This window comes from Blastococcus sp. TBT05-19 (genome assembly GCF_003319095.1).
Lineage (GTDB): Bacteria > Actinomycetota > Actinomycetes > Mycobacteriales > Geodermatophilaceae > Blastococcus.
Map to the genome: position 1 here is coordinate 28,573 of NZ_QOHI01000006.1, position 26,407 is coordinate 54,979.

Annotated in this window: 27 protein-coding genes; 21 read left to right on the top strand and 6 right to left on the bottom strand. The window is 75.0% G+C overall.

What is annotated here, in order from left to right:
* From DQ244_RS15780 to DQ244_RS15810, 7 genes are all read left to right on the top strand, one after another.
* On the top strand, positions 1 to 486 hold the full coding sequence (locus tag DQ244_RS15780; protein ID WP_113812461.1) for an Hsp20/alpha crystallin family protein: 486 nt from the start codon (positions 1 to 3) through the stop codon (positions 484 to 486).
* 86 nt (positions 487 to 572) lie between these two features.
* The gene (locus DQ244_RS15785) at positions 573 to 911 is read left to right on the top strand and encodes a MerR family transcriptional regulator (RefSeq protein WP_113812462.1); all 339 of its coding nucleotides are present in this window, start codon (positions 573 to 575) and stop codon (positions 909 to 911) included.
* A 106-nt stretch (positions 912 to 1,017) separates the two neighbouring features.
* A complete protein-coding gene (locus tag DQ244_RS15790) occupies positions 1,018 to 1,287 on the top strand; it encodes a metal-sensitive transcriptional regulator (protein ID WP_199580449.1) in 270 nt (89 codons plus the stop codon).
* A gap of 27 nt (positions 1,288 to 1,314) precedes the next feature.
* Positions 1,315 to 1,527, top strand: coding sequence for a heavy-metal-associated domain-containing protein (locus DQ244_RS15795; RefSeq protein WP_233491629.1), 213 nt, complete (start codon positions 1,315 to 1,317; stop codon positions 1,525 to 1,527).
* Between the two features lie 13 nt (positions 1,528 to 1,540).
* Entirely contained in the window at positions 1,541 to 2,458 is a 918-nt protein-coding gene (locus DQ244_RS15800; protein ID WP_113812464.1) for a hypothetical protein, read from the top strand.
* The gene (locus DQ244_RS15805) at positions 2,455 to 4,722 is read left to right on the top strand and encodes a cation-translocating P-type ATPase (protein ID WP_113812465.1); all 2,268 of its coding nucleotides are present in this window, start codon (positions 2,455 to 2,457) and stop codon (positions 4,720 to 4,722) included. The genes DQ244_RS15800 and DQ244_RS15805 overlap by 4 nt, the downstream gene beginning before the upstream one ends.
* Before the next feature lie 88 nt (positions 4,723 to 4,810).
* Positions 4,811 to 5,182, top strand: coding sequence for a hypothetical protein (locus DQ244_RS15810; RefSeq protein ID WP_113812466.1), 372 nt, complete (start codon positions 4,811 to 4,813; stop codon positions 5,180 to 5,182).
* A 19-nt stretch (positions 5,183 to 5,201) separates the two neighbouring features.
* On the opposite strand, the gene DQ244_RS15815 is transcribed toward DQ244_RS15810, so the two are convergent.
* Both DQ244_RS15815 and DQ244_RS15820 read right to left on the bottom strand, forming a co-directional pair.
* Positions 5,202 to 5,777: a hypothetical protein gene (locus DQ244_RS15815; protein ID WP_113812467.1), complete on the bottom strand. Its 576-nt coding sequence runs from the start codon at positions 5,775 to 5,777 to the stop codon at positions 5,202 to 5,204.
* An 82-nt stretch (positions 5,778 to 5,859) separates the two neighbouring features.
* Positions 5,860 to 6,477 carry a TetR/AcrR family transcriptional regulator gene (locus tag DQ244_RS15820; RefSeq protein WP_113812468.1) on the bottom strand — a complete coding sequence of 206 codons (618 nt, stop codon included), beginning with the start codon at positions 6,475 to 6,477 and terminating at the stop codon, positions 5,860 to 5,862.
* A gap of 230 nt (positions 6,478 to 6,707) precedes the next feature.
* Here DQ244_RS15820 and DQ244_RS15825 point away from each other — a divergent pair, with 230 nt between their 5' ends.
* From DQ244_RS15825 to DQ244_RS15865, 9 genes are all read left to right on the top strand, one after another.
* Complete coding sequence (locus DQ244_RS15825) at positions 6,708 to 7,550, top strand: ABC transporter substrate-binding protein (protein WP_199580433.1); 843 nt, start codon at positions 6,708 to 6,710, stop codon at positions 7,548 to 7,550.
* Positions 7,547 to 8,656: an amino acid ABC transporter permease gene (locus tag DQ244_RS15830; protein WP_199580434.1), complete on the top strand. Its 1,110-nt coding sequence runs from the start codon at positions 7,547 to 7,549 to the stop codon at positions 8,654 to 8,656. Before DQ244_RS15825 ends, DQ244_RS15830 begins: the two co-directional genes overlap by 4 nt.
* Positions 8,653 to 9,396, top strand: a complete 744-nt coding sequence (locus tag DQ244_RS15835) for an amino acid ABC transporter ATP-binding protein (protein ID WP_113812470.1) — start codon at positions 8,653 to 8,655, stop codon at positions 9,394 to 9,396. Before DQ244_RS15830 ends, DQ244_RS15835 begins: the two co-directional genes overlap by 4 nt.
* 1 nt (position 9,397) lies before the next feature.
* Positions 9,398 to 10,180 (top strand): dimethylargininase, encoded by a 783-nt coding sequence (gene ddaH, locus DQ244_RS15840; protein WP_113812471.1) that lies wholly within the window; start codon positions 9,398 to 9,400, stop codon positions 10,178 to 10,180.
* 74 nt (positions 10,181 to 10,254) lie between these two features.
* Complete coding sequence (locus tag DQ244_RS15845; protein ID WP_113812472.1) at positions 10,255 to 11,424, top strand: acyl-CoA dehydrogenase family protein; 1,170 nt, start codon at positions 10,255 to 10,257, stop codon at positions 11,422 to 11,424.
* On the top strand, positions 11,421 to 13,502 hold the full coding sequence (locus DQ244_RS15850; RefSeq protein WP_113812473.1) for an acetate--CoA ligase family protein: 2,082 nt from the start codon (positions 11,421 to 11,423) through the stop codon (positions 13,500 to 13,502). Before DQ244_RS15845 ends, DQ244_RS15850 begins: the two co-directional genes overlap by 4 nt.
* Positions 13,499 to 15,112 carry a 5-guanidino-2-oxopentanoate decarboxylase gene (locus DQ244_RS15855; protein WP_113812474.1) on the top strand — a complete coding sequence of 538 codons (1,614 nt, stop codon included), beginning with the start codon at positions 13,499 to 13,501 and terminating at the stop codon, positions 15,110 to 15,112. The genes DQ244_RS15850 and DQ244_RS15855 overlap by 4 nt, the downstream gene beginning before the upstream one ends.
* Positions 15,109 to 16,284 carry a Glu/Leu/Phe/Val dehydrogenase dimerization domain-containing protein gene (locus DQ244_RS15860; protein WP_113812475.1) on the top strand — a complete coding sequence of 392 codons (1,176 nt, stop codon included), beginning with the start codon at positions 15,109 to 15,111 and terminating at the stop codon, positions 16,282 to 16,284. Before DQ244_RS15855 ends, DQ244_RS15860 begins: the two co-directional genes overlap by 4 nt.
* Positions 16,281 to 17,024: a type 1 glutamine amidotransferase gene (locus DQ244_RS15865; protein ID WP_158544576.1), complete on the top strand. Its 744-nt coding sequence runs from the start codon at positions 16,281 to 16,283 to the stop codon at positions 17,022 to 17,024. Before DQ244_RS15860 ends, DQ244_RS15865 begins: the two co-directional genes overlap by 4 nt.
* Here the strand turns inward: DQ244_RS15865 and DQ244_RS15870 are convergent.
* Positions 17,010 to 17,939, bottom strand: coding sequence for a M56 family metallopeptidase (locus DQ244_RS15870; protein ID WP_113812477.1), 930 nt, complete (start codon positions 17,937 to 17,939; stop codon positions 17,010 to 17,012). The genes DQ244_RS15865 and DQ244_RS15870 overlap by 15 nt on opposite strands.
* Positions 17,940 to 17,942: 3 nt before the next feature.
* Complete coding sequence (locus DQ244_RS15875) at positions 17,943 to 18,284, bottom strand: BlaI/MecI/CopY family transcriptional regulator (RefSeq protein ID WP_113812478.1); 342 nt, start codon at positions 18,282 to 18,284, stop codon at positions 17,943 to 17,945.
* Between the two features lie 126 nt (positions 18,285 to 18,410).
* Here DQ244_RS15875 and DQ244_RS15880 point away from each other — a divergent pair, with 126 nt between their 5' ends.
* Genes DQ244_RS15880 through cydC form a run of 3 tightly spaced genes read left to right on the top strand, consistent with a single transcriptional unit; the run spans position 18,411 to position 24,309 of the window.
* Positions 18,411 to 19,961, top strand: coding sequence for a cytochrome ubiquinol oxidase subunit I (locus DQ244_RS15880; RefSeq protein ID WP_113812479.1), 1,551 nt, complete (start codon positions 18,411 to 18,413; stop codon positions 19,959 to 19,961).
* Between the two features lie 20 nt (positions 19,962 to 19,981).
* Entirely contained in the window at positions 19,982 to 20,977 is a 996-nt protein-coding gene (cydB, locus tag DQ244_RS15885) for a cytochrome d ubiquinol oxidase subunit II (protein WP_113812480.1), read from the top strand.
* Complete coding sequence (cydC, locus tag DQ244_RS15890; protein WP_233491634.1) at positions 20,974 to 24,309, top strand: thiol reductant ABC exporter subunit CydC; 3,336 nt, start codon at positions 20,974 to 20,976, stop codon at positions 24,307 to 24,309. The genes cydB and cydC overlap by 4 nt, the downstream gene beginning before the upstream one ends.
* Here the strand turns inward: cydC and DQ244_RS15895 are convergent.
* Positions 24,306 to 24,935, bottom strand: coding sequence for a hypothetical protein (locus DQ244_RS15895; RefSeq protein ID WP_113812482.1), 630 nt, complete (start codon positions 24,933 to 24,935; stop codon positions 24,306 to 24,308). The two genes, cydC and DQ244_RS15895, sit on opposite strands and share 4 nt — an antisense overlap.
* Positions 24,936 to 24,955: 20 nt before the next feature.
* Here DQ244_RS15895 and DQ244_RS15900 point away from each other — a divergent pair, with 20 nt between their 5' ends.
* Together DQ244_RS15900 and DQ244_RS15905 are read left to right on the top strand one after the other, a co-directional pair.
* Positions 24,956 to 25,183 carry a hypothetical protein gene (locus DQ244_RS15900; protein WP_113812483.1) on the top strand — a complete coding sequence of 76 codons (228 nt, stop codon included), beginning with the start codon at positions 24,956 to 24,958 and terminating at the stop codon, positions 25,181 to 25,183.
* Between the two features lie 107 nt (positions 25,184 to 25,290).
* Positions 25,291 to 25,839, top strand: a complete 549-nt coding sequence (locus tag DQ244_RS15905) for a hypothetical protein (protein ID WP_113812484.1) — start codon at positions 25,291 to 25,293, stop codon at positions 25,837 to 25,839.
* Between the two features lie 42 nt (positions 25,840 to 25,881).
* On the opposite strand, the gene rraA is transcribed toward DQ244_RS15905, so the two are convergent.
* Positions 25,882 to 26,367, bottom strand: a complete 486-nt coding sequence (gene rraA / locus DQ244_RS15910) for a ribonuclease E activity regulator RraA (RefSeq protein ID WP_113812485.1) — start codon at positions 26,365 to 26,367, stop codon at positions 25,882 to 25,884.
* Between the last annotated feature and the right edge of the window lie 40 nt (positions 26,368 to 26,407).

Consider the following 26,407-nt stretch of genomic DNA (forward strand, 5'->3'; position numbering starts at 1 on the left):
ATGATGCTGACCGCGTACGACCCGTTCGCCGCCACGTCCGCCGCCTTCCGCGCGCTGGACCAGCTCACCGGCCGCGGCGGCGCCACGACCGCCCGCCCGCTCTCGGGCATGCCGATGGACGCCTACCGGGTGGGCGACAACTTCGTCGCCCACTTCGACCTCCCCGGCGTCGACCCCGGCTCGATCGACCTGTCGGTCGAGGGCAACACGCTCACCGTCACCGCCGAGCGCTCGGTGCCCCAGCTGGAGAACGCGGAGTGGTCGGTGGCCGAGCGTCCGTTCGGCAGCTACACCCGCCAGCTGGTGCTGGGCCGCAGCCTCGACACCGACCGGCTCGAGGCCAGCTACCACGACGGGGTGCTGACGCTCAGCATCCCGGTCGCCGAGAAGGCGCGGGCCCGCAGGATCACGGTGACCCGCGCGGACGCGCCGGCCGCCGTGGAGGCGCGCACGATCGAGGGCGAGCAGGCGGCGGTCGAGAGCTGACCGACGCACGACCTCGGCAGGGGCCGGGCCCGCACGGGCCCGGCCCCTTCTTCTTCCCCGGCCGGCACCGACGAGAGGGCGCAGCGATGGAGCACCGCAGCGAGGCGACGGCCGGCGACCCGCTGGGCCGGCTCGACGACCCCGATTACCCGGCTCTCACGATGAGCCAGGCCGCCGAGCTGCTGGGCGTGCAGGCCGCGTTCCTGCGCAGCCTCGACGGCTCCGGCGTGCTGCACCCCCACCGCTCGCAGGGCGGGCACCGCCGGTACTCGCGCCAGCAGCTGGTCCTCGCCGCGCGGGTGCGCGTGCTGCTGGACGACGGCCACTCGCTGGCCTCGGCCGAGGTGATCGTGGGCCTGCAGGACGAGCTCGCCTCCGCCCGCGCCGATCTCGACCGGCTGCAGGGTGGCGCTCAGGAACCCTAGGGGGGTATGGTTCCTCCTGACGCCGCGACACCGCGGCGCCGTCAGGAGGAACTACGTGGACACGCCCGAGACCGGCTGCGCCGGCCACGACCACGCGCACGGCTACATCCACCGCAAGGACGACTACCTCAAGCGGCTCCGCCGCATCGAGGGCCAGGCGCGCGGCCTGCAGCGGATGGTCGAGGACGAGAAGTACTGCATCGACATCCTCACCCAGGTCGCGGCCATGACCAAGGCCCTGCAGGCGGTCTCTCTCGGGCTGCTCGAGGAGCACCTCAGCCACTGCGTCGTCGACGCCGCCCGGGCCGGGGGCCGCGAGGCCGAGGAGAAGGTCCGCGAGGCCACCGAGGCCATCGCCCGGCTCGTCCGTTCCTGACCACTCCCCCGCCCGAGAGGAACCACCGTGAGCAGCACCGCCAGCTACACCGTGACCGGCATGACCTGCGGCCACTGCGTCACCGCCGTCACCGAGGAGGTCTCCTCGGTCCCCGGGGTCACCGCCGTGGACGTCGACCTGGCCAGCGGCGCCCTGACCGTCACCAGCGAGCAGCCGGTCGACGAGTCCGCCGTCCGCGCCGCCGTCGAGGAAGCCGGATACGAGGTGAGCGGCCGCTGACGCGGCCGGTGCCATGAACACCCCCACCCGAATCGCCGCCTTCGCGCTGGGCCTGGTCGCGGTCTTCGGTGCGTCCGCAGGCGTGGGCGCGGCGATCGGACCGTTCGATCCGGTGACCGGGTCCTCCCCGGCACACGCGGACGGCGGGCATCCCGATCCCGGGCACGCCGACGCCGGGCACACCGAGGCGGCCGACGCCGGTCCGGCCGGGCTCCAGGTGAGCGAGGGCGGCTACACGCTAGCCCTGGCCTCCGGCACCGCGCCGGCCGGTCCGGCGACCCCGATCGCCTTCGAGGTCCTGGGGCCGGACGGTCGCGCGGTCACCGGCTACCAGCGCGACCACGACGTCGACCTGCACCTGGTCGCCGTCCGCCGCGACCTCACCGGTTACCAGCACGTGCACCCCGAGCTCGGGGCCGACGGCGTCTGGCGGGCCCCGCTGGCGCTGGACCCCGGCACCTGGCGGCTCTTCGCCGACTTCACCCCGTCCGCCGACGGCACGAACCGGACGCTCGGCGCGGACCTCGCCGTCGCCGGCTCCTACGAGCCGCGCCCCCTGCCCGCACCCTCGGCGGTCGCGGAGGTCGACGGCTACACCGTCGTCCTCGACGGGGAGCTCACCCCCGGCGCGGAGTCCGAGCTGACGCTGGCGGTCAGCCGCGACGGCGTCCCGGTGACCGACCTGCAGCCCTACCTCGGCGCCTACGGGCACCTCGTCGCGCTCCGCGAGGGCGACCTGGGCTACCTGCACGTGCACCCCGTGGAGCCCGCCGACGGCCGGCAGCCCGCGCCCGGTCCGCACATCCGCTTCGCCACCACCACCCCGTCCGCGGGCACCTACCGGCTGTTCCTCGACTTCCGCCACGGCGACGTCGTCCGCACCGCCGCGTTCACGGTGACCGTCCAGGGCTCCGAGGAGCACGGCTCATGAGCACCACCGACGTCGAGCTCGTCATCGGCGGGATGACCTGCGCCTCGTGCGCGGCCCGCGTCGAGAAGAAGCTGAACAAGCTCGACGGCGTCACCGCGACGGTCAACTACGCCACCGAGAAGGCGCGGGTCCAAGTCGCGGGTGACGTCACCACCGACGAGCTGATCGCCACCGTGGAGAAGACCGGCTACACCGCCACCCTCCCCCGGCCCCGTCCAGAGGCTCGTCCCGAGCGTGCGAGGGATGAGGAGGACGGGGTCCTTTCACCCACCGCGGCGCTGCGCACCCGGTTGCTGGTGTCGACAGCGCTCACCGTCCCCGTCATCGCGATGGCGATGGTCCCGGCGCTGCAGTTCCAGTACTGGCAGTGGCTGTCGCTGACCCTCGCCGCTCCGGTCGTCGTCTGGGGCGGGCTGCCCTTCCACCGCGCGGCCTGGACCAACCTGCGGCACGGCGCCGCGACCATGGACACCCTGGTCTCCCTCGGCACGCTCGCCGCCCTCGGCTGGTCGCTCTACGCGCTCTTCTGGGGCACCGCCGGCGTGCCCGGCATGACGCACCCCTTCGAGTTCACCGTGGCCCGCTCCGACGGCAGCGGGAACATCTACCTCGAGGCCGCCGCCGGGGTGACCACCTTCCTGCTCGCCGGCCGCTACGCCGAGGCCCGCTCCAAGCGCCGGGCCGGCGCCGCCCTGCGGGCGCTGCTGGAGCTGGGCGCCAAGGAGGTCTCGGTGCTGCGCGGCGGAACCGAGATCCGCGTGCCCGTGGACCAGCTGGGCTCCGGCGACCTGTTCGTCGTCCGGCCCGGCGAGAAGATCGCCGCCGACGGCGAGGTGACCGAGGGGGCCTCGGCCGTCGACGCCTCGATGCTCACCGGCGAGTCGGTGCCGGTGGAGGTCGCCGCCGGCGATCCGGTCACCGGCGGCACGGTGAACGCCGGCGGGCGCCTGGTCGTGCGCGCCACCCGCGTCGGCAGCGAGACGCAGCTGGCGCAGATGGCCCGGCTGGTCGAGGACGCCCAGAACGGCAAGGCCGACGTGCAGCGGCTGGCCGACCGGGTGTCGGCGGTCTTCGTGCCCGTCGTGCTCGCGCTCGCCGCGGCGACGCTCGGCTTCTGGATCGGCGCCGGCGCGGGCCTGCCGACGGCGTTCACCGCCGCCGTCGCCGTGCTGATCATCGCCTGCCCGTGCGCCCTCGGTCTGGCGACGCCCACCGCGCTGATGGTCGGCACCGGCCGGGGCGCGCAGCTGGGCATCCTGATCAAGGGCCCGGAGGTCCTGGAGAGCACCCGCCGCGTCGACACCGTCGTCCTGGACAAGACCGGCACCGTCACCACCGGGCAGATGACCCTGCTCGACGTCGTCCCTGCCGACGGCGAGGACGCCGACCGGCTGCTGCGGCTGGCCGGCGCGCTCGAGGCGGCCTCGGAGCACCCGATCGCCCGGGCGGTGGCGAGCGCCGCCGGCGAGCGCGGGCCGCTGCCGGGTGTCGAGGGCTTCGCCAACGAGGCGGGGCTCGGGGTCCGCGGCGTCGTCGAGGGTGCCGCGGTCGTCGTCGGCCGCCCCCGGCTGCTGGCCGACTGGTCCCTGTCCCTGCCCGAGCCGCTCGCCCGCGCCGCGGACGAGGCGGAAGCAGCCGGCCGCACCGCGATCGCCGTCGGGTGGGACGGCGCCGCGCGCGGCGTGCTCGTCGTCGCCGATGCGGTCAAGGAGACCTCCGCGGCCGCCGTGCGGCAGCTGCGCGACCTGGGCCTCACCCCGGTCCTGCTCACCGGCGACAACGACCGTGCCGCCCGTGCCGTCGCCGCGCAGGTCGGCATCGACGAGGTGATCGCCGAGGTGCTGCCGCAGGACAAGGTCGACGTCGTCCGGCGGCTGCAGGACGAGGGCCGGGTCGTGGCGATGGTCGGCGACGGCGTCAACGACGCCCCGGCGCTGGCCCAGGCCGACCTCGGTCTGGCGATGGGCACCGGCACCGACGTGGCCATCCAGGCCGGCGACCTGACGCTGGTGCGCGGTGACCTGCGGGCGGCCGCGGACGCGATCCGGCTCTCCCGCCGCACCCTCGCCGTCATCAAGGGCAACCTGTTCTGGGCCTTCGCCTACAACGTCGCGGCGATCCCGCTGGCCGTGGCGGGGCTGCTCAACCCGATGATCGCGGGTGCAGCGATGGCGTTCAGCTCGGTCTTCGTGGTGACCAACAGCCTGCGACTGCGCGGCTTCGCACCGCTGGCCGAGAACCGCGACGGCGCCGTCGGGCGCTGACCCACCCCGCACGATCGGGCTCTGCCCACCATGGTGGGCAGAGCCCGACTGCGCGACGACAGATCCTCGACCTCCGGAGGCACCCACGGTGACGCGCTCCCCCGACGACCCCCAGCGCGACCTCACCCGCGCTCTGGCCGGCACCGGGCTCCTCGCCGGCCTGGCACTGCTGACCCTGCCGGGGGCGGTCACCGCGGCGGTCGCGCCCCGGTACCCGCGCGAGCGGCTCTGGATCGCCCGGGTGCTCGGCGCGCGGCTGATCGCCCAGCACGCCCTGGTACTCGTCGCGCCCGAGGCGGCGGTTGTCCGCATCGCCGCCGCGGTCGACGGGCTGCACGCGGCCAGCATGCTGCCGGTGCTGGCACTCCCCCGCTACCGCCGAGCGGCCCTGGTCACCGGTGCGCTGGCCGGCGCCTACGCGCTGCTCGGGCCGGCGATGGCCCCGTCGGAGCGCAGGTAGCAGCCCGGGTCCAGACGCATCAGGCGGGCGGCGCGCCACCGACGAGCGCCAGCGCCTCCTCGTACCGCCCCCCGAAGTCCACCCGGGTCACCTCGGCGAACGACCACTCGTCCGAAGTGCCGTCCCACTCGGCCTCGGGGGTGATGAACAGCAGGTGCACCGACCGGCTGGTGAAGCGCACCGGGCGCCCGACGAAGCACTCGGTCGGGTCGTCCTCCTCGAGGTGCAGCGTCACCAACGGGGCCACATCAGCGGCGGTGCGGATCAGCTCGCCCGCGCTCTCCAGGTCCACATCCGCACCCACCGGCGGCCACTCGCCCCGCGCGGCCAGAGCTCTCCCGACGAAGGTGTCCAGCCCCCCGCGCACCTCGACGTCCGAGACGTCGGCGAGGCGCAGGGCGACGTAGCCGTTCAGGTGGACGCCGGGGTCGAGCAGGGCCAAGAGCACCCACGCCCGCCCGGTGCCCATGACGAAGCCGTCCAACTCGTCGCTGCCCGGGATGCTGCGGGACACCCGGACCAGTGCCAGCCGTGTGGCCGCTTCGTCCAGCTCAGCACGGACATCGCGGCCATCACCGGCCTGCACCTCGGACATCGGCCCAGTATGGGGAGTCGCTACCGCCGCTCCTCGCGACTCGGTGGAGGCTTCCGCGGAGAGCGCGGGCAGCGCGACGTCCTCAGTCCGGTGGGCCAGGGCTCTGCAGGAACTCCGTGAACGCGCGCAGGGCCTGCTCGCAGACGGCGCGCATCCGCTCCAGCGTCATGGAGCGCGAGCCCAGCAGGACCTGCAGGGCGAGACCGTCGATCATGCCGATGAGGGCGTTGGCGACGAGCACGGGATCCTCGTCGCGGAAGAGACCGGCCACCTGGCCGTCCCGGATGATCCCCGCCATCAGCCGTCGCCACTCGCCGTACACCTGCTCGTTGAGCTCCTGCAGCTCAGGATCGTGCAGCGCCTCGACCCAGAGCTCGGCCCACACGTGCCAGGCCCGCACGGTCTCCGGGTCACCGGGCAGGTAGGACTCGACGAAGGCGCGCAGGCGCAGGCGGGGGTCCTCGTGCTCCTGGAGCAGGTCGCGCCGCCGGTCCAGCGAGCGGGCGAAGTTCCACTCGAACGCGGCCCGCATGAGCTCGGTCTTGGTCGCGAAGTAGTAGTGCACGGTCCCGGTGCTGGTGCCCGCCCGGCCGGCGACGTCGGCGACCCGCAACGACTTGAACCCGATCTCCGACACCACGTCGCAGGCGGCGGCGAGGATCTGCTCCTTCCGGGCCGCCTCCACGCTCGGTCTGGGCATGTCACCTCCGTTCGTCTGCGCTCCCGTTGTCTGATTGGTCAGTCAACTTACGCAGAGATCGGCTGTGCACAACCCCCTGAACGACGTCGATTCGCCTTCCGAGCTGGTGCTTGACAAGCGGGAGTGATCCACGACACGCTCCCCGCCGACTCAATAACTGACGCGTCCGTCAAAGACCGGAGGGCACCGTGCCTACTGCCAAGAAAGCGCTCCTGACGTCCCTGACCACCGTGACCGCCGTCCTAGTGGCCGGCTGCTCCGGCTCGGGCGGATCCGGCGGCGACGCCACCGCCGACGGCGGCTCGTTCGGCGAGTGCGAGGTCTACGGCGAGGCCGGATCGATCGAGCTGGAGCCGGTGAACGACGGCGTCCTGACCGTGCAGACCAACCTCCCGTCCCCCGGCTGGTGGAAGGGCGACACCCCCGACTCGATCACCGGCGGCTACGAGTACTGCCTCGCCGCGAACGTGGCCCACCGCGCCGGCCTGGACTCGGTGCGGGTCGAGAACGTCTCCTTCGACTCGCTCGTCGCCGGGCAGACGCAGGACTTCGACATGGCGATGGCGCAGATCTCGGTGACGCCCGAACGCGAGGAGGTCGTGACCTTCTCGGCGCCGTACTTCGACTCCAACATCGGGGTCCTGGCGCCGGCGGACGCGGGCCTCACCGCCGACGACCTGGCCAGCAAGAACATCGGCGTCCAGCTCGGGACGACGGCGGTCGAGTTCGCGCAGGACGAGCTCGCGCCCGGCGGCGAGGTCCAGGTCTTCCCGGACACCACCGCGCTGGTGACGGCGGTCAGCGCGGGCGTCATCGACGCAGCCGTCATGGACACCGCGATCCTGCTCGCCTTCGCCAAGAACTCCGGCGGCAAGCTCGAGGTCGTCGGCCAGTACGAGTCCGGTGAGTCCTACGCGGCGATCTACCCCAAGGACTCCGCGAACGGCGACACCATCAGCGCGGCCATCGAGGCCATGCGCGAGGACGACTCCCTGGACAAGCTCTCCGCGACCTGGCTCGGCCCCGAGCTCGGCGGCGACCCGGCAGCAGTTCCGGTGTGGTCCCTGAAGTGAACGACACGTTGACCGGCAGCGCGCGGTCCGCCGAGGGGGCCCGGGCCACGCCCACCCCTCCCCGACCGGTGCTGCCGGTGGCGGTCCTCGCGCTGCTGGTCGCCGTGGTCTGCGCCGGAGCCGCGGCGCTGGCGCTGTGGTCGCTGCACCAGATGCTGGGAAATCCCGCGGCCTGGGTGGTCGCGCTGCTGGCCGCTCTCGCGGTGACGGCGCTGCTGCCGGTGGTCCCGGCCGTGCGCGCCTTCGGGCACGCCCGGAGCCGGGCGCGGCTCCTGGCGGAGAACCGGATGGCCGCGGCCCGCCACGAGGCGGCGACCGGCCGGGAGCACGCCCACACCGCCATGGGGTACGCCCTGGCCGTCCTCATCTGCGCGGGGTTGATCTGGTTCGCGACGGCGAACGACGGCGCGATCACCGAGACGTTCCTGCGGTGGGAGTTCCTGAAGTCCAGCTTCGCCGACGTGCTCGCGGCGTTCGTGGTCAACGTCGAGGTCGCCATCGGTGCCCAGCTGCTGGTGCTGGTCGTCGGCCTGCTCGTCGCGGTCATGCGGCTGCTGCCCGGGCGCGCAGGACGCCCGCTGCGCTGGCTGGCCATCGCCTACGTCGACACGTTCCGCGCCATCCCCAGCATCATCGTGCTCTACCTGGTGGGCTTCGGGCTGAAGCTCGCCGAGGTGCCGGTGTTCCGGGACCTCTCCCCCATCTGGCTGGCGATCCTCGCGCTGACGCTGACGTACTCCGCCTACGTGGCGGAGGTCTACCGGGCGGGCATCGAGTCCATCCACCCGAGCCAGTGGGCGGCCGCCCGCTCGCTGGGGCTGTCCTACGGCATGACCCTGCGGACGGTGATCGTGCCGCAGGCGGTGCGCCGCATCGTGCCGCCGCTGCTGAACGACTTCATCGGGCTGCAGAAGGACACCGCGCTGATCGGGGTCATGGGGGTCACCGACGCCTTCACCCAGTCCCGCCTCACCGCGTCGAACGTCTTCAACCTCACGCCGGTCATCGTCGTCGCCGTCCTCTTCGTGATCATCACGATCCCGCAGGCGCGCTTCGTCGACCGGCTCCTCACCAAGGAGCAGAGCCGGACCGGGCGGTCGTCATGACATTCCTCGAGATCCACGACGTGCACAAGCACTACGGCGACCACCACGTCCTGCAGGGCGTCACCCTCGAGGTGGCGCGGCACGAGGTGGTCTGCCTGATCGGCGCCTCCGGTTCGGGCAAGTCCACGCTGCTGCGCTGCATCAACGCCCTCGAGCCGATCCAGCAGGGCGAGATCAGCGTGGACGGCGACGTCGTGAGCGGTCAGGGCGTGGACGTCAACCGGCTGCGCCGCAACGTCGGCATGGTCTTCCAGTCCTACAACCTGTTCCCGCACATGAGCGTGCTCCGCAACGTCACCCTGGCCCCGGTCAAGGTCGGGGGCGTGCCGAAGGCCGAGGCCGAGGAGCGGGCGCTCGCCCTGCTGGACCGGGTCGGCATGCGGGACAAGGCGCACGCCTACCCCGATGCCCTCTCCGGCGGCCAGCAGCAACGCGTCGCCATCGTCCGGGCCCTGGTCTCCAACCCGCAGGTGCTGCTGCTCGACGAGATCACCGCGGCGCTGGACCCCGAGCTGGTGGGCGACGTCCTCGCCATCGTGCGGGAGCTCGCGCAGGACGGCCTGACGATGCTGCTCGCCACGCACGAGATGGGCTTCGCCCGGGAGGTCGCCTCCCAGGTGTGCTTCCTGCACGAGGGCCGGATCCTCGAGCGGGGTGCCCCGGCGCAGATCTTCGAGGACCCGCACGAGGAGCGGACGCGGCAGTTCCTGAGCCGGGTCATCGCCTCGGGGAGGCTGTGAGATGACGAGTCCGTCCCCGGGCATCGCGCTGGTGCGGCGTCCCACCGAGGACCTCGCCGACGGCATCGTCACCCACCTCGAGCGCGTGCCCGTCGACCCGGAGCTGGCCGCCGAGCAGCACGCCGGCTACCGGGCCGCCCTGGCCGGTGCCGGGTGGGAGGTCCGCGAGGTGGCTCCGGCGCCCGGCTGCCCGGACGCCACCTTCGTCGAGGACTCGGTCGTCGTGGTGGAGGGCACGGCCGTCCTGACCCGCAGCGGTGCGGAGCGCCGGCGCGCGGAGGTGGCAGGCACCGAGGCCACCGTCCGCGAGCTCGGACTGGAGGTCGTCGCCATCACCGGCGAGGGCACCCTGGACGGCGGCGACGTGCTCCAGGTCGGCACCACCGTGTACGTCGGCCGTGGCGGGCGCACCAACGCCGAGGGCATCCGCCAGCTCCGGGCCCACCTGGCACCGCTGGGCCGCACCGTCGTCCCCGTGGGGCTCGAGGCGGTGCTGCACCTCAAGTCGGCCGTCACCGCCCTGCCCGACGGCACGTTCCTGGCCCTGCCCGAGCTGCTGGAACCGGGGGTCTTCCCCGTCACCCGGCCGGTGACCGAGGAGGCCGGCTGCCATGTCGTCCCCCTCGGCGGCGAGCGGGTGCTGATCAGCGCCTCCGCGCCGCGGACCGCCGACCGGCTCGCCGACCTCGGCTTCACGCCCGTGGTCGTCGACATCGGCGAGTTCGAGAAGCTCGAGGGCTGCGTCACCTGCCTCAGCGTCCTGGTCCGACCGCCGGCCGGCTGACCGCTCCCCTCCCCCGACCTCCGGCCGGCGTCCACTCGACGCGCGGCCATCCCGACCTGACCCGAGGAGCCCCCATGACCCGCCCGATCCGCGACGGCATCGCCCTGAGCGAGGAGCAGCGCGAGTTCGTCGCCCTCGCCAAGGACTTCGCCGCGCGGGAGATCCGCCCGCGCGCCCGAGCCGTCGACGAGGCCGACACGGAGTCGCCGCTGGACCTCTGGGACAAGGCCGCCGAGCTCGGGCTGAGCTCGTACATGCTCCCCGCCGAGCACGGTGGCGGCGGCGTCACCGACCTGGTCACGCAATGCCTCGTCCAGCAGGAGCTCTGCTACGGCGACATCGGCATCGGCAACTTCCTGACCTCCAGCGCCTTCTTCGCCGAGCCCGTGCTCGCGCTCGGCAGCGAGGAGCAGAAGAAGCGCTGGATCACCCCGCTCACCGGCCCCCGGCCGCCGGTCACCGCCGTCGCGGTCACCGAGCCGGGTGTCGGGTCCGACGCCGCGAGCCTGCAGACGTCGGCGGTCCGCGACGGCGACGCGTACGTGCTCAACGGGCAGAAGACGTGGATCTCCAACGCCCCCTACGCCGAGTCGTTCATCATCTTCGCCACGGTCGACCCGGCGCTGCGCTCGCGCGGCGTGACCGCCTTCGTCGTCGACCGGTCCATGCCCGGGGTCACGGTCGGACGGCCGATGCGGAAGCTCGGCCAGCGCGGGATCGTCAACGCGGAGGTGTTCCTCAGCGACGTCCGGGTGCCGCTGGAGAACCGCCTGGGCGCCGAGGGCGCCGGCTTCTACGGCCTCATGCGGACCTTCGACGCCTCGCGCATCCTCATCGGCGCGGGCGCGACCGGGCTCTCCCGGGCCGCCCTGGACGCGACGGTCGCCTACGCCCGGGAGCGCACCCAGTTCGGCAAGCCGATCATCGAGCACCAGGCGGTCGCCTTCCGGCTCGCCGACATGGCGGCCCGCACCGACGTCTCGCACCTGGTCACCCTCCGCGCCGCCCGGCTGTTCGACGCCGGCATCGCCTGCGGAGCGGAGTCCGCGATCGCCAAGCTGACCGCGAGCGAGAACACCACCTGGGTCACGAACGCCGCGCTGCAGACGCACGGCGGATGGGGCTACAGCCGCGAGTACCTCCCGGAGAAGTGGCTGCGCGACGCCAAGCTCGAGGAGCTCGAGGAGGGCACCTCCGACATCCAGCGGCTGATCATCTCCCGGTCCCTGACGGCGACGTCGTGACCTCTGGCCTGTCGGTCTTCAGCGATCCGCGGTCGGTCGCCGTCGTCGGCGCCTCGGCCGACCCAGCGAAGTGGGGGTACTGGCTCGCACGGGGAGCGCTGCAGGGCGCGCACCGCCGGGAGGTCTCCCTGGTCAACGCGCGCGGGGCGGTCGTCGAGGGCACCGCGTCGGTGCCCTCCCTGAGCGACCTGCCGAGCGCTCCGGAGCTGGTGGTCCTGTGCACCCCCGCGGCCACGGCGCCCGCCGTCATCGAGGAGGCGCTGGACCTGGGCGCGCGGGGCTTCCTCGCGATCACCTCCGGGATCGACCTCGTCCACGGGAAGGGCCTGGAACACCGCCTCGCCGCCCGGGTGCGCGCTGCCGGCGCCCGCATGGTCGGGCCCAACTGCCTCGGCGTCTACGACGCGGCCGCCGAGCTGGAGCTGGCCTGGGGCACCTTCACCCCGGGCGACCTGGCGATCGTGTCGCAGTCGGGTCAGCTGGGCCTGGAGCTCGCCGCGCTGGCCGCGCACGCGGGCCTGGGCGCCTCCCGGTTCGTGTCGATCGGCAACCAGGCCGACGTCACCGCCGTCGAGGTGCTCGACGACCTGGTGCACCACGAGAGCACGAAGGCGGTCGTGCTCTACCTCGAGTCCTTCGGCGACGGGCGGGGCGTCCTCGACGCCATGGCCCGGCTGCGGGACGCCGGGAAGCCGGTCGTCGTGCTGACCGTCGGCGCCAGCGAGGCCAGCCGCACCGCCGCGCGGTCCCACACCGGAGCGCTGACCGCGGCGACCGAGGTGGTGGCCGCGGGCTGCCGGGCCGCCGGCGCCGTCCTCGTCGACACCCCGGCACAGGCCGTCGACCTCGCGCACCTGCTGCTGGGGAGCCCGCTGCCGGCCGGACGCAGGATCGCCGTCGTCAGCGACAGCGGCGGTCAGGGCGCGCTGGCCGCGGACACCCTGGCGCGGGAGGGCCTGGTCGTCCCGCGGCTCGGGCCGGTGACCGCCGCGGCGCTCGCGCGGTCGCTGCCGGCCACGGCCGCCGTCGGCAACCCGGTGGACCTGGCCGGCGCCGGGGAGCAGGACCTCGGCAGCTACTCCTCCGTGGTGGAGACGCTCCTCGACAGCGGAGAGGTCGACGCCGTGCTCCTCACCGGTTACTTCGGCTGCTACGGCGACGACGCCCCCGAGCTGGCCGAACGCGAGCTGGAGGTGGTGGGGACGCTGGCGGACGCGGTCCGCGTGCACGCGCGGCCGGTCATCGTGCACTCGATGAGCTCCGACTCCGCGGCCGTGCGGACGCTGCGCGCCAGCGCCGTGCCCGCGCTGCACACGGTCGACGCGGCGGCCCGCTCCCTGGCGCTCGCCACCGCGCTGTCCGAGCGCCGCGGCGAGCAGGTGCCCGTCGCGGCACCCGCGCCCGACCCGTCCGCCGTCCGGGCGGCGTCCTACCTGGAGGCGCGCACCCAGGTGGCGACGGCCGGCATCGCGTACCCGCCGGCCGAGCCGGTGCGGACGGTGGACGACGTCCGCGCGGCCGCCCGCCGGCTTACCGCGCCGTTCGTGCTCAAGGCCGGCTGGATCGAGCACCGCAGCGACGTCGCCGGTGTGGCCACCGGCCTCGCCGACGCCGACGCCGCGGTCGCCGCGTTCCGGGAGATGTCGGGGCGCCTCGGCGAGGGCGAGTTCGTGCTCGAGCGGATGGACGACCGCCCGTCGGTCGTCGAGCTGATCGTCGGCGCGCGCCGCGACCCGGCCTTCGGCCCCGTGGTGCTCGTGGGCATGGGCGGCGTCCGCGCCGAGGTGTACCGGGACGTCCAGGTGGCCCTCGCCCCGGTGACCGCCGCCCAGGCGCGGGACATGCTCGCGCAGCTGCGCGGCTCCGCGCTGCTCGGCGGGTGGCGCGGCGCGCCCGCCGTGGACGTCGACGCCGCCGCCGAGGCGGCGGCCGCGGTCTCCCGGCTGATCGCCGAGCAGCCCGACGTCACCGAGGTCGAGGTGAACCCGCTGCGGGTGGGACCCACCGGCGCGGTCGCGGTCGACGCCCTGCTGGTGACCGGCCGACCCACCGACGGCACCCGAGGAGAGAGCTCATGAGCACGGTCACCGGCGGGGAGGCCGTCGTGGCGGCGCTGGTCGCCCACGGCGTCGACACGGTCTTCGGCATCCCCGGCACGCACAACCTCGAGATCTACCGGCACCTGGCCACCAGCGGCATCCGGCACGTCAGCCCGCGGCACGAGCAGGGCGCCGGGTACGCGGCCGACGGCTACGCCCGGACCAGCGGCCGGCCGGGCGTCGCCGTGGTCACCAGCGGTCCGGCGCTGCTCAACGCGGCGGCCGCGGTGGGCCAGGCGTGGTCGGACTCGGTCCCCGTGCTGGTGGTCTCCCCGGGCCTCCCGCTGCGCCACCCCGGGCTGGGCAACGGCTACCTGCACGAGGCCCGGGACCAGGGCGCGGCGATGGCCGCGATCGCCGCGGCGAGCATCCGGGTGACCAGCGTGGCCGAGATCCCGGTCGCCGTCGCGCAGGCCTTCGCGCTGATGACCGCGGGCCGTCCCCGCCCGGTGCACCTGGAGGTCCCGCTCGACGTCCTCCTGGAGAGCGGTGAGGCCGCGCCGGTCCGGCTCCCCGAACGCCGCCCGGCCGCCGCCGACGCCGCGTCGGTCGCGGCCGCGGCAGCGCGCCTGGGCGCCGCCGCCCGACCGGTCCTCCTCGTCGGTGGCGGCGCCCGCGGAGCCGCCGCGCAGGTCGCGCGCACGGCCGAGCGGCTCGGCGCCCCGACCGCGACCACGGCCAACGGCAAGGGCGTGCTGCCCGAGGACCACCCGCTGGCCCTCGGCGCGGGGCTGCACCTGCCGGCCGTCCGCGCGCTCGTCGAGGAGGCCGACGTCGTCCTCGCCGTCGGCACCGAGCTCGCGCCGTCGGACCTGTGGGCGGGTCCGCTGCCGCTCGAGGGCCGGCTGGTCCGCGTCGACGTGGACCCCCTCGGGGCGCTGGCCAACGCGACGCCGGCCGTCGCCCTGGTGGGCGATGCGGCGGCGACCCTCGTCGCCCTGCTGGAGGCGCTCCCGGGACCGGACCCGGGCGCGCCGGCGGCCGAGCGGGCGGCGTCCTGCCGGACCCGCAAGCAGGCCGAGTCCCGCGCGGAGGGGGCCGAGTGGCTGGCCGTCGTCGACGAGCTCGCCGAGGCGCTCCCGCGCGACGCGATCGTCGCCGCGGACAGCGCGATGGTCTGCTACTACGGGGCGCTGGCCAACCTGCCGACGTCGCGACCGGGCTCGTTCCTCTACCCGACCGGGTTCGGGACCCTGGGCTACGGCCTGCCGGCAGCCGTCGGCGCGAAGGTCGCCGACCCCGGTGCGCCGGTCGTGGCGCTGCTCGGCGACGGCGGCATCATGTTCACCCTCGCGGAGCTGGCCACGGCCGCCGAGCTCGGGCTCCCGCTGCCGGTCGTGGTCGTGGACAACGCCGGCTACGGCGAGATCCGCAACGAGATGATCGACCGCGACGACCCGGTGCACGCGGTCACTTTCCGCTCCCCCGACTTCGTCGCGATCGGGCGGGCCGTGGGGTGCGCCGGCGTGACCCTGGAGGGCCCGGCCGGGCTCGCCGACGCCGTCCGCGAGGCACTGGCCGCCGACCGCCCGACCGTCGTCCACCTCCGCATCCCCTCCGCGCCGACCACTGAAGGAGCCGCCCGATGAGCGCCCCGCTGCTCGAGATCACCTGGACCGACCCGACGACGGGCCGGAAGGGGTACGTCGTGCTCGACGCCCTGGTCCGGGGCCTGGCCAGCGGCGGTCTGCGGATCCGGGAGGGCTGCTCCCTGGACGAGGTGCGCGGGCTGGCCCGCGGCATGACCCGCAAGGAGGCGATCGTCTACGACCCGGCCGACCGCTACCTGCCCCTGGGTGGTGGCAAGGGCGGCATCGACATCGACCCCGCCGACCCCGGGGCGGTCGACGTGCTGCGCCGGTTCCTCGCGGCCGTGCTCCCGGTGGTCCGCAGCCAGTGGAACACCGGGGAGGACTTCGGCCTGCGGCAGGAGACGCTGGACGAGGTGGCCGCCGATCTCGGGCTCCCCAGCACCGTCGAGGCCGTCTTCGCCACCCTCGACGACGCCCCGGCGGCACGCGAGCGCCTGGCGCAGGCCTTCGCCGTCGACGTCGACGGCATCTCCCTCGGCGACCTCGTCGGCGGGTACGGGGTGGCCCGGGCCGGGCTCGAGCAGCTCGAGCGCACGGGCGTGGCCGCCGACGGGGCCACCGCGGTGGTCCAGGGGTTCGGTTCCATCGGCGGTGCCGCCGCGCGCTACCTGGCCCGCGCCGGCGTGCGGGTGGTGGCCGTGGCCGACCGGGCCGGGCTGGTGCGCAACGACGACGGGCTCGACGTCGAGGCGCTGCTCGCGGCCCGGGACCCCTCCGGCGTGGTGGACCGCTCGGCGCTGCGGGCAGCGGACACCCCCGGCTCGAACGAGGACTGGCTCGACGTGCCCTGCGACCTGCTCGTGCCGGCGGCCATGTCGTACGTGATCACCGCCGCGGACGTGCCCCGCATCAAGGCGCGGGCCGTCGTCGAGGGCGCGAACATGCCGACGCTGCCCGAGGCCGAGGCGATGCTCACCGCGGCCGGCATCCCGGTCCTGCCCGACTTCATGGCCAACGTGATGACCAACGCCTGGTGGTGGTGGGTGGTCTTCGGTGACGTCGAGCCGACGGCGGAGTCCTCCTTCGCCAAGATCGACGCGGTGATGCACCGGCTGGTCACCACCGTCTCCGACGACGCCGAGGCCCGCGGGTGCACCCTGCGCGAGGCCGCCCTGGAGCTGGCCTCCCGCAACGCCGAGGCCGCCCAGGCCCGGGGCGGCACGGCGTGACCCCGGTCCGCGTGCTGACGATCCAGCACGAGGACGACGCGGGGCCGGGCTTCATCGGGGAGCGGATCCAGGCGCTGGGGGCGCACCTCGACGTCCTCCACCCCTACCTCGGCGACCCCGTCCCGCTCACCACCGACGGGTACGACGGCCTCGTCGTGCTCGGCGGGACGCCCGGCCCCTTCGACGACGTGGCGGCACCCTGGCTGCCGGACGTGCGGCGACTCCTCGCGACGGCGCTGGCCGAGGAGCTGCCGCTGCTCGGCATCTGCCTGGGCGGGGAGCTGCTCGCCGCCGTCGCCGGGGGGAAGATCGACCGCGTCGACGGCCCGCCCGAGATCGGGCTGCACTCCCTCACCCCGACCGACGCGGCGCGCACCGATCCGCTGTTCTCGGGCTTGCCGGAGGCGGCGCCGGCCGTCGAGTGGCACTGGGAGGAGATCGTCGAGCTCCCGCCCGGAGCGGTCAGCCTGTGCCGCAGCGAGCGGTTCCCCCACCAGGCCTTCCGGGTCGGGCCTACCGCCTGGGGCACCCAGTTCCACCCCGAGGTGCTCACCGACGGCGCGGCGGCCTGGGCCCGCAGCGGGGCGGGCGACCTGGCCGCGGCCGGGCTGACCGTCGAGGGCGTCACGGCCGCGGTCGCGGCCGGTGAGCCGGAGCTGCGCCGGGTGTGGGGCGACGTCGCGGCGCGGTGGGTGCAGGTGGTGACGGCGGCCCGCTCGTCCCGGTCAGAACGCGGGTAGCAGCAGCAGGGCCGTCGGGATCAGGAGCAGCAGGACGGCGCCGGTGAGCGCCGACCAGCGGGCGGCGGGCGGCAGCGGGTCGGCCGGCTCCAGCAGCCGCACCACCCGGGCCCGCACCCCGGTGGCCGAGACGGCGAGCGCGCCCGCGGGCACCTCCCCTCCCGCGGAGCCGGCGGCGGCCGCGACGATCGCCTCCGCGAGCGTGCGCCGCGGCGCCGTCCCGGACAGCGAGCACAGCGCCACGTCGTCGGCGCGCATCTCGACCAGCTCCCGCACCGCGCCGTGGGCCCGCTCGGCGGCGGGCAGGACCGGCAGCGCCGCCTTCCAGGCGACGAACGGCAGCAGCAGCAGGTGGTGGTGCTCGGCGAGGTGCGCCCGCTCGTGCGCCACGACCGCGGCGAGCTGGTCCTCGTCCAGCTCGGCGACCATGCCGGAGGAGAGCACCAGCAGCGGCCGGGCGCCGGGGATGCAGAACGCCACCGGCGCGGGGTGCTCCAGCAGCCGGGCGTCGGCCTGCGGCCCGGGCTGCACGACCAGTTCCAGCAGCTCGCGGTGCCGGCGCCGGGTGCGGGCGATCCGGGCCCACGAGAGCACGAGCACGCCGACGAGCTGGAAGGCCAGCACGGCGGCGAGGGTGAGGGTGACCCAGTGGTCGCCGCGGACCGGGTCGGCGGCGGGCTCGCCGCGGACCCACGACCACCACGCCTCGGGCAGCGAGTGACCCCACGGCGCGAGGCCGTGCACGAGCAGCGCGCCGATCATCGACAGGCCACCGGCCAGGCCGACCGCCTGCCAGCAGACCAGCGCGACCAGCGGGTCGCGCACCGGCCAGCGCGCACGGGCCAGCAGCGCCGGCACCGGCCACGCGAGGAGCGCGGCCAGGACGGCGAGGGCGAGCGCGGTGGCCGGCAGCACGGCTCAGCGGCCGAGCAGCTCGCGGAGCAGCCGGGCCTCCTCGTCGTTCACGCTGCCGACGAAGCGGGCCAGCACCGCCTGCCGGTCGGCCGCCTGCCCGAGCACCTCGTGCATGAGCTCGGCGGCGTGGTCCTCCCGGCTCGCGCGGGCCGAGAAGCCCCGTGGACGGGCGTCGTCGTGCTGCACGAAGCCCTTCTGCTCCAGCCGGGTCAGCACGGTGTGCACCGTGGTCAGCGCGACGCCCCGGTCGGCCAGCTCGTCCCGCAACCGGGTGGCGGCCACCGGACCGTCCGCGGCCCACAGCCGCTCCATGACGGCCCGTTCCAGCTCCCCCAGCGACGCCACGGGTCCTCCTGTTCCAGGGATCACACGACACTCTTCTACGTCCTGTAGAACTTTCTGTTCTACGCGGCGTAGAAAGAACGTGTCGATCGTACGACGGTCGCCTCGTCGAGGAGAAGGAGCCGGCCCGTGGACGTGCTGGACATCGCTCGCTGGCAGTTCGGGATCACCACCGTCTACCACTTCATGATGGTGCCGCTGACGATCGGCCTCGGGATCGCGGTTGCGGTCATGCACACGATGTGGGTGCGCACCGACAAGCCCGAGTGGCTCCGGATGACCCGCTTCTGGGGCCGCGTCTACCTGATCAACTTCGTCCTCGGCGTGGCCACCGGCCTGGTCCAGGAGTTCCAGTTCGGCCTCGCGTGGAGCGAGTACTCCCGCTTCGTCGGCGACGTCTTCGGCTCGCTGCTCGCGCTCGAGGCGCTGCTGGCCTTCTTCCTCGAGTCGACGTTCCTGGGCCTGTGGATCTTCGGCTGGGGCCGGATCCCGAAGAAGGTCCACCTGGCCGCGCTGTGGGCCGCGGTCGTCGGCTCGATCGTGAGCGCCTATTTCATCATCGCGGCGAACTCCTGGATGCAGCACCCGGTCGGGGTCGTCACCGACGACACGACCGGCCGCCCGGTGCACGTCGACTTCCTCGCCGTGCTGACCAACAACACCGCGCTCGCCGCCTTCAGCCACGCCATCGCCGGCGCGCTCATGGTCGCGGGTGCGCTGCTGGTCGGCGTCGGCCTGTGGCACCTGCGGCGGCGGAAGTTGGCCGGGCAGTCCACCACCGATCCCGACCACGCCGTCTGGCGGAGGTCGGTGCGCCTCGGCGGCTGGGTGTCGCTGGGCGCCTTCGTGCTCGTCGCGATCACCGGCGACTGGCAGGGCAAGCTCATGTACCAGCAGCAGCCGCTGAAGATGAGCTCGGCCGAGGCGCTCTGCGAGACCGAGGCGCCGGCGTCCTTCTCGATCCTCGCCTGGAACAAGTTCGGCTCCAACGAGTGCGACGACGTCCACTCGATCACCGTTCCGTACCTGCTCAGCTACCTGGCCCACGGCGACTTCTCGACCGCCGTCCCCGGGGTGAACGAGCTGCAGGAGGAGTACGCGGCGGTCTACGGCGAGACCTACCCCGACGACCCGTCGTTCGGCGACAAGGCCGGCGAGGAGATCGACTACACCCCGCTGCTCGCCGTCACCTACTGGAACTTCCGGCTGATGATCGGCATGGGTGCGGTGTCGGCCGGGGTCGCCGCGTACGCCCTGTGGTCCACCCGGCGCGGCCGGGTGCCGACGTCGCGGATCGGCGTCTACGGCTCGCTGCTCGCCGTCGGCGCGCCGTTCGTCGCCAACGCGTCGGGCTGGATCTTCACCGAGATGGGCCGCCAGCCCTTCGTCGTCTACCCGAACCCCGACGTGCCGGTCGAGGACCAGGTGTACTTCTTCACCGCCCAGGCGGTCTCCCCCGGCATCTCCGCCGCCGAGGTCTGGACCTCGCTGATCACCCTCACGCTGGTCTACGGCGCGCTCGCCGTCGTCGAGCTGTGGCTGCTCACCACCTTCATCCGCCGCGGGGTCACCAGCGGCGACGGCCACCCCACCCCGGGCTTCACCCCCGAGCCCCCGGACGACGACGACGACGCGGGAGCGCCCCGGCGCGACGACGACGTCCTCCAGTTCGCCTACTGACCGCAACGGGAGTTCTGACCATGGACCTGCAGACGCTCTGGTTCGCCGCCGTCGCGGTGCTCTGGATCGGGTTCCTGCTGCTCGAGGGCTTCGACTTCGGCGTGGCGGCGCTGCTGCCGGTGCTCGGCCGCCGCATCCCCGACCGGCACCTCATGCTGCGCAGCATCGGGCCGGTGTGGGACGGCAACGAGGTCTGGCTGATCACCGCCGTCGGCGCGGTCTTCGCCGCCTTCCCCGGCTGGTACGCCACCTGGCTGCCGGCGCTGTACCTCCCGTTCGTGCTGGTGCTGCTCGGCCTGATCATCCGGGCGGTGGCCTTCGAGTGGCGGCACTCCCGCCACACCCCGGCCTGGGACGCGAGCTGGACCTGGGTCATCACCACCGGCTCGCTCATCGCCTCCGCGGGCATCGGCGCGGCGCTGGGCGCCACCACGCTCGGCCTGCCGATCGGCGCCGACGGGATCCGCGTCGGGGGCGCGTTCTCCGGCCTGGGCTGGCCGGCCCTGCTGGGTGCGGTCGCGGTCGTGGCCTTCTCGCTGGTCCACGGCGCGATGTTCCTGGCGCTCAAGACCGACGGCCCGGTGCGCGCCGCCGCCGGTGCCTTCGCCCGCCGGTGGGCACCGCTCGCGGCGCTGCCCCTGCTCGCGTGGGCGGGCCTGGTGCACCTGCGCTCCGGCACCGCCGTCACGGCCGCGCTGTGGGTGGCGGCGACGCTCGCCGTCCTGGTCGCCTGGGCGCGGATCCTCACCGGCCGCGAGGGGCAGGCGTTCGCCGCCTGGGGGGCCATGCTGGTCGCGGCCGCCGCCACGGTCTTCGGAGCCGCGTACCCGGTGGTGGTCCCCTCGACGATCGACGCCGCGTTCGACGTGACCATCGCGGACGCCTCGGTCAGCGACTACACGCTCACGATCATGACCTGGGCCGCCGGGGTGGGCCTGCCGGTGGTCCTGGGCTACCAGGCCTGGACGTACTGGGTGTTCCGCAAGCGGCTGACCGCGGAGCCGGTGCACGCATGACGGGGGCCACAATGGCCATTTCGGCCCCTGGGGACCGGGGTCCGCTGGCAGCGCTCGCCGGCGTGCCCGGGCTGACCGGCGCGCTGGTCCGGGCCGCGGTCGCGGCGCTCGCGCAGACCGCCGGCCTGGTGCTGCTGTCCGCGGGGCTGGCGCACGGAGTCGCCCGCGCGACCGGCCTGGCCGAGGGGCCGACGACGACGCCGTTCGTCCTCGCCGCGGCGGGAGCGGCGCTGCGCGCCACGGCCGGCGCCGTCGGCCAGGCTGTCGCCGCCCGGGACGCCCGCCGGGCCGAGGACCGGCTGCGCCGCGACCTGCTCGACCGGCTGGCCTCCTCCCCCGCCGCCGTGACCGCCGCCGGTGGGCCCGGGCCGGCCGCGGTGCTCGCCACCACCCGGCTGCACGACCTGGGCCCGGCGCTGGCGACCTACCTCCCGGCGCTGGCCCAGACGGTCGTGGTCCCCCCTGCCCTGCTGCTGGTGCTCGCCGCGACCGACCTGCTCTCGGCGGTGCTGGTCGCGGTCACGCTGCCCCTGGTGCCGGTCTTCATGGTGCTGGTCGGCCGGCACACGCAGGCAGCGACGGCGGAGTCCGCCCGGGCCCTGGACCGGATCGCCGCGCACGTCGCCGAGCTGGTGCGCGGGCTGCCCGTGCTCGTCGGCCTGGGACGCGCCGCCGAGCAGACCGCCGCGCTGGCCGCCCTGGGCGAGGCGCACCGCGTGCACACGCTGGCCACCCTGCGGGTCGCCTTCCTCTCCTCCCTGGTGCTCGAGCTGATCGCCACGCTGTCGGTGGCGCTGGTCGCCGTCACCGTCGGCATCCGGCTGGCCGAGGGGCACCTGGGTCTCGCCCTCGGCCTGACCGCGCTGCTGCTGGCGCCCGAGGCGTTCGCCCCGCTGCGCGCGCTGGGCGCGGCCCACCACGCCTCGGAGGACGCCGCGCTCGCCGCCGCCGAGGCGCGCGCGGTCCTGGCCTCCCGCGCGGCGCCGGCCGCAGCTCCAGCCGCCGACGACGACCCGCGCGGTGCCGACGTCGCCGTCTCCGGGCTGACCGTCTCGCACCCGGGCCGGGCGGTAGCCGCCCTACCCGCCACCGACCTCGTCGTGCGCCCGGGCGAGGTGCTCGTGCTGCGCGGGCCCAGCGGCTCGGGGAAGTCGACGCTGCTGGCCGCGCTGGCCGGGCTGACCGATCCGGGAGCGCGGGTGCGCGGCACCGTCACCGGCGTGGGTGCGGTCGCCGTCGTACCGCAGTTCCCCCGCACCACCGGCGCCACGGTCGCCGACGAGCTGCGCCGGCACGCCGCCTCCGAGCCCGGCCTCGACGAGATCACCGGCGAGGCGTTCGTCATCGAGGCGCTGGGCCGGGTCGGTGCCGAGGACCTCGCCGGCCGTGCGCCGGGCTCCCTCTCCCCCGGTGAGCTGCAGCGGGTGGCCCTGGCCCGTGCCCTGGTGCGGGTGCGCCGCGGCGCGCGGCTGCTGCTGCTCGACGAGCCCACCGCGCACCTGGACGACGACGCCCGCGACCGCATGGCCGCCGTCCTCGCCGGGCTGCGCGGAACGGTGACCACCGTGCTGGTCACGCACGACCCGGTGCTCGCCGCGCTGGCCGACCGCACCGTCGACCTGCCCGCCGTCGCCGCTCCCGCGCCGCCCCTCCCCGCTCCGGTCGCGCCGGCGGTCCGCGCCGCTGAGACGGTCGGCCCGGCCGCTCCGGCACCGGTCGCGGGCGCGATGCGACGGGCGGTCACCCTCGGCGCGCTCTCCTCGCTCGCCGGCGTCGCGCTGACCGCCGTCTCCGGTTGGCTGATCGTGCGGGCCGCCGAGATGCCGCCGGTGCTCACGCTGCTGGTCGCCACCGCCGGGGTCCGGTTCTTCGGGCTCGGCCGGGCGGTCCTGCGCTGGCTCGAGCGGCTGGCCTCGCACGACGCCGCGCTCCGCCTGGCCGCCGACCTGCGGGTGCGGATCTGGAGCGCCCTCGCCGCGCAGGGCCTGGCCGCCGACCGCACCCCCGGATCGGCGCTGGCGCGGGTCGTGGGCGACGTCGGCGTGGTGCAGGACCTGACCGTGCGGGTGCGCCCGCCGATCGCGGTCGCCGTCGTCGTCCCCGTGCTGACCGTGCTCGGGCTGGTCGCGGTGGACCCGGCCGGCGGCGCGGTGGCGGCCGCCGTGCTCGCGGTCACCGTGGCCCTCCTGGTGCTCGCCCACCGCCGCGTGGACGCCGGCGCCGCGCGGGCCGACAGCGCCCTGCGGATCACCGCGCTGCAGGACACGGCCACGGTGCTCGAGGGGCTGCCCGACCTGCGTGCGCACGGCCTCGCGGGCGGGGCCGCCGCCGACCTCGCCGCGCTGGCCGACCGCCAGGCGACCGCGGCCCGCACCGGCACCCGCGCCGCCTCGCTGGGCACCGGCCTGGTCGTGCTCGGCACCGGCCTCGCCGCCGTGGCCGGCACGGCGGTGGCCTCCGCCGGCGGGATGACCGGTCCGGCGCTGGCAGTGCTGGCCCTGGCCCCGCTCGCCCTGGCCGAGCCGCTGACCGGGCTGGTCACCGGGTTGCAGCGACGCGGCGCCCTCGCCGACGCGCAGGCACGGCTGGACGCCGTCCTCGACGCGCCGGTGCCCACCGACCCCGGCGACCCGCTGGCCGCCCCCGTCGCCGTCTCGTCCCTGCGCACCGACGGGCTGGTCGCCGGCTGGCCGGGCGGACCCGACGTGCTGCGCGGGGTGGACGCCGCGCTGGCGGCCGGCGACGGCTGGCTGGTGCTCCGCGGCCCGTCGGGCACCGGCAAGTCCACCTTCCTCGCGGTGCTGATGGCGGCGCTGCGGCCGCGGGCCGGGAGCTACGCCGTCGACGGCCGGCCCACCGACCGGCTGCGCGGCGACGACCTGCGCGCCCGCATGGCGTGGCTGCCGCAGGAGGCGCACGTGTTCGCCTCGACCATCCGCGCCAACCTCGCACTGGCCGCACCCCGCGGCGTGCTCACCGGGTCCGAGGGCGAGGCGCGGATGCGGGCCACCCTGACCGCGACCGGGCTGGGCGGCCTCCTGGCCACGCTGCCCGACGGGCTCGACACCCCGGTGGGTGCCGGCGGCGCCGCGCTCTCCGGCGGTGAGCGGCGCCGGCTGGCCGCGGCACGGGCCCTGCTCGCCGACCGCGACGTCGTCCTGCTCGACGAGCCGACCGCGCACCTGGACGCCCCGACGGCGGCGGCGCTGGTGCGCGACCTGCGGTCGGCGCTCGCCGGCCGGCTGGTCGTCTGCGTCACCCACGACGACGACGTCGAGCGCGCGGGGGACACCGTCGTCCGGCTGGGCCGGGCGGCCGCCGCGGTGGCCTAGGCGACGGGGACGTCGACCGGGATCTCCGGACCCAGCTGCGCGCCCAGCTGCAGGTCGAGCTCGTCGCCGGACCAGAAGCTGCCCGGGTCGTACCAGTTGCCCGGCCGGTCGGCGGGCAGCAGCCCCATCGCGGTGTAGGTGGCCGCGACCAGCTCGGCGCAGTAGACCGCCTCGGTGCTGGTGCCGCGGCGCAGCCGGCCGTTCACCCAGCCCCGGGCCAGCTTCGGGGTGGTCGGGAAGGGGCGGCCGTCCATGCGGGCGATCGTGCGCAGGACGGCGTCCTCCATGCCCGGGGTCACCCCGCCGTCCTCGGAGGGACCGACCAGCTGCCGCAGCCAGGCCCGCTGCCCGTACTTGTGCCGCCAGGTGACGACGGCGTCGCGCAGGTCGTGCAGCTGCACACCGCGCTGGTGCGTGCCGGTCCAGACGTCGGGCAGCGACCGCCCGAGCTCGGCGTGCCACAGCAGCGGTGGCAGGTCCTCCAGGACGACGGCCATCCCGACGTGGTTCACCGGCGCGTTGGTCAGCGTCTGGATGGCGCGGTCGGCCACCGAGGCACCGCGGAAGATCCACACGTCGCCGGTGCGGGTGAGCTCGACCGCGTCGTCCAACGAGAGCTGGGGCACGAGCGGCTACGTTACGGACCGTGCGCCTCGGGAAGCTGCTCGGACTTGCCGGTCTCGCGGGTGTCGCCGCCGGTGGGGCCGTCCTCGCCCGCAACGAGCGGCAGCGACGGGCCTACACGCCCGACGACGTCCGCTCCCGCCTGCACGAGCGGCACGCGGCGCTGACCGCCGTCCCGGAGCCGGTTCCCCCCGCCGAGCTCGTCGCCGGCCGCAGTCACCGCCTGGCCCGCCTGCTCCGGCGGAGCTGACACCGGTCAGCCGGGCGCCGCGCGCCGTCTGGGTTGCGCGCAACCGGCATGGGGCCGGGTGCCGGGGGTAGGGAGTGCCCACCATCCCCCTCCCGAGGAGTTCCCCCATGGCTCGCAACACCCTGTCCCGCTCGTTGCACGACCTCGGCCTGTCCGCCTGGTTCGGCGGCACGCTGGCCAACGCCGTCGCGCTGAACGCCGCCGCGGGCGAGGCCGGCTCCGACTCGGCCACCGGCCGGGTCGCCAACGCCGGCTGGGACCGCTGGACGCCGGTCAACGCCGCCGCCATCGGCGCGCACCTCATCGGCGCCGTCGGCCAGCTGCGCGCCAACAAGCAGCGGGTCGCCGCGCAGCAGGGCGCCGGCAGCATGTCGGCCCTCAAGACGCTGGTCACCGCCGCCGCCCTCGGCGCCACCGCCTACAGCCGGGTCCTGGGCCAGCGCGTGTCGGCCGCCGGCGGCGTGCCGTCGAAGTCGGGCACGAAGCCGAGCAAGCGGACCAAGCTCGCGCAGGCCGACGTCGCGGCCGCCCAGCAGCAGCTGGACACCCTGCAGTGGGTCATCCCCGCGCTCACCGGAACGCTGGTCGCGATCAGCTCCTACGCCGGCGAGCAGCAGCGCCCCAGCGAGGTGGCCGCCGGGATCAACGCCCGCTGATCCCTGCGTCCCCGGCCGGCGCAGGACGCCGGCCGGGGACGGTCAGGACGCGGGCGGCGCCTCCGGCAGCACGACGATCCCGTCGCGGTCGGCGCAGAGCCACTCGCCGTCGCGGAAGACCACCCCGGCGAAGACCACGGGGATGCCGGCCTGGCCAGAGTGCAGGCCGCGCTTGCTCTTGCGCGGCATCGCCGCCAGCGCCCGCACGCCGACCGGCTGCTGGGCGAGCTCGTCGGCGTCCCGGATGCAGCCGTTGACCACGATCCCGGCCCAGCCGTTGGTGGCCGCGGAGACGGCGAGGTTCCCGCCGACCAGGCCGCAGCGCAGCGAACCGCCGCCGTCGACCACGAGGACCCGCCCCTCACCCGGGCTCTCGACCGCCTCCTTGACCAGGGTGTTGTCCTCGAAGACCTTGACCGTGGCGATCCGGCCGGAGAAGGCCGGCGCCCCGCCGAAGATCTGGAAGACCGGATCGCAGACCTGCGCCTCCGGGTGGTCGTCGGAGACGTCGGTGGTGGCGATGGTCATCGGTCGCTCGCTCCTCTGGATGGCGCTGCTGGTCCCTCTC